The organism is Streptomyces sp. NPDC127190 (assembly GCF_042672505.1).
In the GTDB taxonomy this organism is placed as follows: Bacteria; Actinomycetota; Actinomycetes; order Streptomycetales; family Streptomycetaceae; genus Streptomyces.
Genome location: NZ_JBHXVE010000059.1, coordinates 1 through 6,416 on the forward strand (window position 1 = coordinate 1; position 6,416 = coordinate 6,416).

Annotated in this window: 6 protein-coding genes and 2 pseudogenes; 5 read left to right on the forward strand and 3 right to left on the reverse strand. The window is 67.3% G+C overall.

Going from position 1 to position 6,416, the window contains the following annotated elements; genetic code table 11:
• Window positions 1–114: 114 nt before the first annotated feature.
• Window positions 115–1,097: pseudogene (locus ACFVIU_RS38935) on the reverse strand (IS5 family transposase).
• 117 nt (window positions 1,098–1,214) lie between these two features.
• Here ACFVIU_RS38935 and ACFVIU_RS38940 point away from each other — a divergent pair.
• From ACFVIU_RS38940 to ACFVIU_RS38950, 3 genes and pseudogenes are all read left to right on the forward strand, one after another.
• Entirely contained in the window at window positions 1,215–2,084 is an 870-nt protein-coding gene (locus ACFVIU_RS38940; RefSeq protein ID WP_385848504.1) for an IS5 family transposase, read from the forward strand.
• Window positions 2,085–2,112: 28 nt separating this feature from the next.
• Window positions 2,113–2,486: pseudogene (locus tag ACFVIU_RS38945) on the forward strand (hypothetical protein).
• A gap of 26 nt (window positions 2,487–2,512) precedes the next feature.
• On the forward strand, window positions 2,513–2,980 hold the full coding sequence (locus ACFVIU_RS38950) for an SMI1/KNR4 family protein (protein WP_385848505.1): 468 nt from the start codon (window positions 2,513–2,515) through the stop codon (window positions 2,978–2,980).
• A gap of 106 nt (window positions 2,981–3,086) precedes the next feature.
• On the opposite strand, the gene ACFVIU_RS38955 is transcribed toward ACFVIU_RS38950, so the two are convergent.
• Window positions 3,087–3,431 carry a hypothetical protein gene (locus tag ACFVIU_RS38955; protein WP_385848506.1) on the reverse strand — a complete coding sequence of 115 codons (345 nt, stop codon included), beginning with the start codon at window positions 3,429–3,431 and terminating at the stop codon, window positions 3,087–3,089.
• Between the two features lie 501 nt (window positions 3,432–3,932).
• Window positions 3,933–4,739, reverse strand: coding sequence for a helix-turn-helix transcriptional regulator (locus tag ACFVIU_RS38960; protein WP_385848507.1), 807 nt, complete (start codon window positions 4,737–4,739; stop codon window positions 3,933–3,935).
• 207 nt (window positions 4,740–4,946) lie between these two features.
• Here ACFVIU_RS38960 and ACFVIU_RS38965 point away from each other — a divergent pair, with 207 nt between their 5' ends.
• A complete protein-coding gene (locus tag ACFVIU_RS38965; RefSeq protein ID WP_385848509.1) occupies window positions 4,947–5,684 on the forward strand; it encodes an SDR family oxidoreductase in 738 nt (245 codons plus the stop codon).
• Between the two features lie 611 nt (window positions 5,685–6,295).
• On the forward strand, window positions 6,296–6,416 hold a 121-nt coding region (locus ACFVIU_RS38970), incomplete at its 3' end, for a transposase (protein ID WP_385848511.1).

The following is a 6,416-nucleotide window of genomic DNA, read 5'->3' on the forward strand; positions in this document are numbered from 1 at the left end:
AACTCACCCTGCCACTGGTCGACTTCGGCTATCGCCTCCATACCCGGACAACGACAACCACCAGCTCAGGACACGAAATCTGACTGGAGTACTAGGGACTGTCTGCGGTTGTGATCAATCGGTTTTCAGGAGGCTGCTGATCCAGATGGTCGCTGCGCGGAGATGGAGTCCGGCGAGGTAGCTTTCGGGCTTCTTGTCGTAGCGGGTCGCGATGCCTCGCCAGTCCTTCAGCTTGTTGATGGCCCGCTCGACCGTGTTGCGATCGCGGTAGAGATCGGCGCTGTAGGTGACCGGCCTGCCACCCCGCCTGCCTTTCTTTCTGCGGTTGGCTGCCTGGTCCTTCTTCTCGGGGATGACCGCCTCGATACGGCGTTTGCGCAGGTGGGCACGGTTGGCGCGGGAGGAGTAGGCCTTATCGCCGGCCACGGCGGCGGGTCGGGTGCGGGGACGACCGACGGGCAGACGGACCCGCACCTTGCTCAGGACTGGGACGAACTGGGGGCTGTCGGCGGCCTGTCCGGCGGTCAGAAGGAGCACCATCGGCCGGCAGCGCCGATCAGCGGCCAGGTGAATCTTGCTGGTCAGCCCGCCGCGGGACCGCCCGAGCAGGGCGGCCTTGAGCCGGGCCCGCCGTCGTAAGCGGATGCGTCGGCGTTCGGCGCGGACCGGATCGATTTCTCCGTCCTGTCCGCCTTGTTCCTCGGACGCTCCCCCTTTTGCGAGGCCGCCTCTTCGAGCGCGGCCAGGGTCTCTTCACTGACCCGCATGCCGGCTGCGTCGTGATGAGCCCGCGTGGTTGTGGAATCCACGCTGACCAGTGACATGTCGATCTCGTCCCGGCGGGCGGCCTCGGCGATCGCCTCTTCCAGCAGGGCCTGGAAAACGCCCGCCTCCCGCCATCACATGAAGCGGTTGTAGATGGTCTGCCAGGCGCCGAACTGCTCGGGCATCTCCCGCCACTGACTGCCGGTGCGGAACCGCCAGATCACGCCCTCGAACTGATCCCGCAGCCGCTCGGGGTACGGGCCGAACCTGCCGACCGGCAGGAATGGCCCGATGAACTCCCACTCTTCGTCGGTCAGTTGCGTACGCGTCACACCACAGTCCTACCGGATCGGCAGATACCGCCGAACTTGATCACAACTGAAGACGGTCCCTAGCGCGTGTTTTGAAAGTCGGCTCCGTTCCTCGTCCCGTGCCGTGATGATCTCGATGTGGGGCGAGGGGATCTTTCTGATGAACAGTGGGCGGTGCTGGAGCCGTTGCTGCCGGTCGCGGTGTTGGGTCGGCCGTCGCTGGGGCTGCGGAAGCTGATAGACGGGATCCGGTGGAGGGTACGAACTGGTGCTCCGTGGCGGGATCTGCCGTCGGAGTACGGGCCGTGGCAGACGGTCTACGGACTCTTCCGCCGCTGGCAACGTGACGGCACCTGGCCTGTGCTGCTGACCGGGCTGCAGGCTCGGGCGGATGCGGCAGGGTTGATCACGTGGGAGGTCAACGTCGACTCCACGATCTGCCGGGCCCATCAGCATGCCGCAGGCGCCCGCCGTGACGGGCAGGCCCAGAAAGAACCGCCGGGCGGCACCCGCACGGAGCCCGACGACCACGGTCTGGGCCGTTCCCGAGGAGGCTTCACCACCAAGATCCATCTGGCCTGCGAACAAGGCCAACGGCCGCTGTCTTTGCTGGTCACCGCAGGTCAGCGTGGTGATAGTCCTCAGTTCGCCGCCATCCTGGAAGGCATCCGAGTTCCCCGCACCGGACCCGGCCGTCCCCGTGTCCGCCCACTGCGAGTGCGAGGCGACAAGGCGTACTCCTCCCGCGCCAACCGGGCCTACCTGCGCAAGCGGGGAATCCGCTGCACGATCCCAGAGCCCGCCGACCAGGCCGCCAACCGCAAACGGCGCGGGAAGGCCGGCGGGCGGCCTCCGGCGTTCGACCGCGAGGACTACAAGGCCCGGCACGCGGTCGAATGCGGGATCAACCGGCTCAAGCGCAACCGGGCGGTCGCCACCCGGTTCGACAAACTCGCCGTCCGCTTCGAAGCCACCGTTCTGATCGCCGCGATCGGCGAATGGTTATGACCGGCTTGAGCGGTCGGTTCGACGTGCCATGCTGACCGCGACCAGGGTGAACCGGGCGAGGGAGAGGCAACGATGGGGGCTCAGTACTACGGTGCCGACAGCGAGAACGGCGACCGCATCGACGACCCCTCTGAGGACGCGCTGTTCATGATGATCAGCAACCTCAACGACTCCGACAACACCTTCGTGGTCGTCCAGCCCGACGAGGACGATCCAGTGTGGTTCGCCTCAGTGGCCGTCCTGGACGAAGGCGGCTACGAGATCGTCCGCCGCGACGCCTCCCGCCACGAGCACGAGGTCACCACGGCGACGAGCATCAACGACATCGCCCGCGACCTCACCATCTGGATGGCCGCCCGCCACTTCCCCGGACGGCCAACCAGACAGGTCACCGACTTCTAAAACACGACCTAGTCGCCGTCGCCCAGGTGGAGTTTGACTACGACGACGGCGAGGGCGTGGACTTCGAGCCCTACGACGCCTTCGACTCCGCCGAGGAGACCACCGACTGGTTCCGCAACTGGACCGGCAACCATGAACTGGACGGCGGCGCCTACCGGGTCTTCGGACAGGACGGCACCGGCGGCCTCGTCGCCCTGTGGCGTGTGCGCCTGGGCCGGCCCCTCGCCGAACAGCCCGTGGTGTTCCTGGGCTCGGAGGGCGAGCGTGGCGTCGTGGCCGGAAACCTGTCCGACTTCCTGTGGCTGCTGGCCGACGGCCTCGGCCCAATGGAGGTCGTCGAGTACGAGCAGCGCGGAGCGCGACCGAACCCGGCACTGACCGAGCTCGCCGAGCGCCACGCCACCACGGCGCGCCGACCCGCCCGGGACATCATCACCGAGGCACAGGCCGAGTTCCCGTCCTTTTCGGAGGACCTGGACAAGCTCTGCCGCTGACGCAGTCCGCTCTCGCGCTCAGCGCCACTCGACGGCAAACACCTGGCCGTCCGGAGCGTCCGGGCACGTGAACGGACCCCCGAAAGATCACTCGGTGGATTCGGGCTCAGTTGCCGGTGAAGGTGATCGACGTCAGAATCGCCCCGTTAATCTGGTTATTGCACCTGTTTCGATAGAAGTTGTACGTGAATCCGTTAACGTCCGTCACCCAGCCCGTGTAGCTATCCGAGCACACCTGATAGACACCCACGATGTACATCCCGCCCACGTAGCCGGTGGCCTTGTTGCCGTCCCAGACGTAGCAGTCCTGGCCGGCGTTGATATTGACGACGCTCGACAGGTTGCACGTGGAGTTCACGACCGTGGCATTCGCCGGGGTTGCGTCGATGAAGCCGGTGGTGGCGATGCCGGCCGCCATCACTCCTGTTACCAGCTTGCGGACGAGTTGCATATGGACTCCCAAGCTCTGATACCCGCCCCCAGCGGGTAGACCTCGAAGAGCCAACCATCTCCCTGTGCATGCCAACAAGACCGCAGCAAGGACACCCACGGCCTACCCATTTCCGAATTAGGTGATTAAATGACACGAAGTCTCTTTGGCGGTGCCTTCGCGGATGTGGCGGAGGACGTGGACAGCCGACGCGTTCCCGGAGCTGTCGGAACCGTGGGACGGCCCCCGACCGGGGCCTCCCAGATCCTCGATCTCCAGGACACCGCCGGCGCCCCCTGGTCCAGCTCGTCACCGACAGCACCCCGACAAGGACCAGCAGGGAGAGAGAGGGCAAGCCACCGGGCTGTGGAACCCGGCGCACCCCGCAGTGTCACGCGACGGACCAGCTGGTCGTCCGCCCCTTTGTCCAGGAGTTGCTCGGCGCGCAGCCGCTGGTCGTCCGCAGCCGTACCGTAAGCGCCGGTACTGCCGCCGGCATCCTCCGTCATTCGCCGGTCACGGCTACGCTCCCGTAGGCAGTTCGCTGCTGTCGACATAGACGACCAGCGTCTGTTCCGGCTGTTCGGCCAGGTGAAAAGCGGTGTACGCATAATCGGTCGCTCCCCGTTGCGGGTGTCGTAGCCGTTTGCGACCGCTGTGCCGGGCCTGCACCTCGTACTGCGGCCACCAGTCCCGCACCTCCGGGCTGCCCTCGTTCAGGTCCTCGATCAGTCGGGTGTACCGCGGGTCGCCGCAATGGCGTGCCGCTAGCGTCCGAAGTCGGCCGAGCAGGCCGCGTGCTTCGGGTTCCCAGTCGACCAGAACGTCCCGGGCCACCGGTTCGAGGAACACCCAGCGGGCGAAGTTGGCGGGCCGGTCCGCCTCGGTGATGAGCCTCGGGAACAACTCGTGGGCTGCCTGGTTGTGACTGAGGACGTCATAGTTGCCGCCGATGATGTATGCCGGGTTCGGCTGGAGCAGCAGGGGGACGGCACCCGCCGCGGCGGTTAGCGGCTCGCGTTCCTCGGCTTCGGCCGCAGGCGCGTGACCGGCAAGCTGGAGAAGATGATCGCGCTCGTGCCGGTCGAGCCGCAGCGCCGCGGCCAGGGCGTTGAGTACCTGTTCGGAGACGCGGATCTTTCGCCCCTGCTCCAGGTAGGTGTACCAGGTGGCGCTGATTCCGGCCAGCAGTGCCAGTTCCTCTCGGCGAAGTCCCGGAGTCCGACGGCGGCCGGTCTGGGGCAGGCCCACCTCATCAGGAGTCAGGCGCTCTCTCCGGCTGCGCAGGAATTCACTCAGCTGCCGGCGTTGGTCCCGGTGCGCGGGCATGATGGCACCTTCAGTTCCAGAATAAGTACGGTCTGGATACCAGGCTAAGGCCATCGGAGACTGGTGTGCGAGCACGGGCCGCAGCATGACCGACGGCCTCACACGGTCACACCGGCACCCGGCTGTCCGGTGCGCAACGGCTTGGCGGACGCTCCTCCAGGAACCGCTGCCGCCCGGCCCCGGTGCCGAAGACGGAGAGGACAACTCATGTCCGCAATCAAGGGCAAAGTGGTGGCGATCACGGGAGCCAGCAGTGGCATCGGCGAGGCGACCGCGCTGCTGCTCGCCGAACGCGGCGCGCGACTCGTCCTCGGCGCACGCCGGTCCGAACGCCTGGCGGAACTGGTGGCCCGGATCGAGAAGGCAGGTGGCACGGCCGTACAGATCCGCACCGACGTGACCCGGCGGGACGACCTGCATGCCCTGGTCGCGCTGGCCAGTGAGTGCTTCGGCCGACTCGACGTACTCGTCAGCAACGCCGGAGTCGGCACCATATCGCCTCTCGACGATCTGCGCGTCGAGGAGTGGGACCACATGGTCGACGTCAACGTGAAGGGCGTGCTGCACGGGATCGGCGCCGCGCTGCCGGTCTTCCGGGCGCAGGGAACCGGCCACTTCATCACCACCGCCTCCACGGCCGCGTTTCGCATCGTGCCGACCATGGCCGTCTACGCCGGCACCAAGTTCGCCGTCCGGGCCATCTGCGAAGGACTGCGCCAGGAAGCCGGCGAGTCCTTGCGGGTGACCACCGTCTCACCTGGTGCGACTGCGACCGACTTCGCCGAGGCGTCAACCAACAGCCAGGTCAGAGCAGAGATCACGAAGATGCGGGACGACATCGCGATCCCGCCCGACGCGATCGCCCGTGCCATCGCTTTCGCGATCGAACAGCCTGCCGCGGTCGACGTGAACGACATCGTCGTCCGGCCCACCGCCCAGAGCTGACCTTCCCTGGCAACAAAGGCCCGCTGGCCGGTGGGGCCCGAGTGGAAACGACGGTGCGGGGCGGCGTCGATGTCGACGGCAATGGCCCGGCCGTCCGCGCTGATGCCGATCAGCGCGGCGGAGGCGAGCAGCACCTGAAGCTGCTCGCGCAGGCCGGGGAGGTCAGTCGAGGTCGGTGGTCCCCAATGCGGCGCGGGGCCGGTTGCGGGCCCACTTCTTGAGGTCGCCGACGCGGTAAAGGAGTGCGGTGCCGCGCTTGTCGACCGGCTAGGGGAAAGTCCGGTCGTTGGCGCGGGCGTAGCGCAGGGCGGCGATGGTGATGTCCGGCAGGTGGCGCTCGTAGGCCTCGCGGAGTCCCACCGCCTGGTCGTCGTCGACCCGGGCCGTGCCCGGCCGTGACGTCGCCGCCGGCGAGGCGTCACCCGGGCCGGCGGCCGCAGCCGGGAGCGAGTCGGGCGCGGCCGTGGTCGGCGTGGTGCTCCAGGCGTCCGCGAGGGAGTCCGGGGGCGCGGCAGCGGGCTTTGTGTCTACCCTGGGGCCGTGACCACGCCTTCCGACGACGCGGCCTAGGGTCCGTCTTCAAAGATCCTCAGATGGTGGATCATGGTTGAGTGGTACGCCGTCACGAACTCACCGATCAAGAGTGGGAGTTACTCGCTCCGCTGATACCGCGGGCTGCCACAGGGCGGCCGCGGGTGGAAGACCGGCAGGTCATCAACGGGATGGTCTACA

Excerpts from the sequence above, each read along its gene's own strand:
- ACFVIU_RS38955 (WP_385848506.1), bottom strand. The coding sequence starts at position 3,431 with ATGCAACTCGTCCGCAAGCTGGTAACAGGAGTGATGGCGGCCGGCATC.
- ACFVIU_RS38965 (WP_385848509.1), top strand. The coding sequence starts at position 4,947 with ATGTCCGCAATCAAGGGCAAAGTGGTGGCGATCACGGGAGCCAGCAGT.
- ACFVIU_RS38960 (WP_385848507.1), bottom strand. The coding sequence starts at position 4,739 with ATGCCCGCGCACCGGGACCAACGCCGGCAGCTGAGTGAATTCCTGCGC.